1 protein-coding gene is annotated in these 1163 nt (G+C 63.7%); it reads right to left on the reverse strand.

Annotated features, from left to right (window positions below):
• Positions 1 to 454 precede the first annotated feature (454 nt).
• Positions 455 to 1163, reverse strand: a 709-nt coding sequence (locus ACFZBD_RS35185; RefSeq protein WP_391147802.1) for a hypothetical protein, incomplete at its 5' end; no start/stop codon positions are given.

Below are 1163 nucleotides of genomic sequence, written 5' to 3' on the forward strand. Positions count from 1 at the left end.
GGAACAACTCCCACAACTCATCCGGCACCAGCCGCTCGGCAAGACTCGTCATGCCCAGCACAACGAGCCAAACCGCCAAAGGAAACGACGTCTAAACTACCCTCGCCGGGCCCGGGGCAGGCTGTGTTCAGGACGTCACCCTCAACGGCCTGGCACCATCCCCGCGCGCGCATGGAGCAGGCGCTCGTCGTACACCGGGCCGGGACCATCCCCGCGGGGGGGCGAGCGGTCGACGAAGTCATGGTCTATCTCGACGGAGATGGAGCCATCCCCGCGTGCGCCGCCCGGCAGGTTCTTCCCCCTGTCGTGACAGCCCTGGGCGAGGCTCTACGCAGATCAGAAGGCGTTATCGGGTACCAGCCCCCGCACATGACAACCGGCGAGGCGCAGGGCCAGTGGACGGCCGCTGCGGGCCCGTCCGGGATACGCCATACGGCGCCTGTGGCGCGGTGCTTCAATGGTCAGTGGTGAGGACGCTTGGAGCAGCTTGCGGTACATATTTTCCGCTGTATCCCCGAGCGGTGGAAAGCAGTCTCTCCTTCAGGACGCCCATCTGAGATCCGATGCTTTCGGTTCCCACTCCACTCCCAGGGCGCGCGCTCGCTTGCACGCCCTTCCCGGAAACGCTTTTAAGCCATTTATCAACGAGCCCATCAATCTCCTCAATTGTAGCTATCTGTCCGTCCGCCAGGGCGGACACCTGTTGTACAATTTCCGGCGACGGCGACAGGGTGGCCGCGGAAGTCTGTACGGCCTTCCACCTATTGATCGCGTCAGTTTTCAGGCCGGAAATCCTCTCTCCGGCACCTGCCATGTACGCCGCTCTTGCTTTCTCGCCCCCGGGGGCGTATGTGACGTATAGGTGGTAGGCCCCCAGGAGCTTCTCATCATTCTCTCCAGCCTTTTGGATAAGATCCAGATGCGTCTGGTCCCGGTTTCGGAGACCGCGGAAGCCGCTGCTGCCGCCTGCTGTATTAACGGAGCCGATTCCGCCTGCCTTCCGGATACTGAGCAGCGCCTTCTGCGCCGGTTTGTACAGTGCGCTTCCGATGCCGAGAGTGATGCCGATGGCGCCGAGGGTGAGGGCGGCGATGTTGAGGGGGTCGTTGATCTGGGTGCGGCCGGTGGCCATGGCGGCGGTGTCGAGGGCGGTGGAGGCGAGG

The organism is Streptomyces sp. NPDC008121, from assembly GCF_042957155.1.
Classification (GTDB): Bacteria; Actinomycetota; Actinomycetes; order Streptomycetales; family Streptomycetaceae; genus Streptomyces.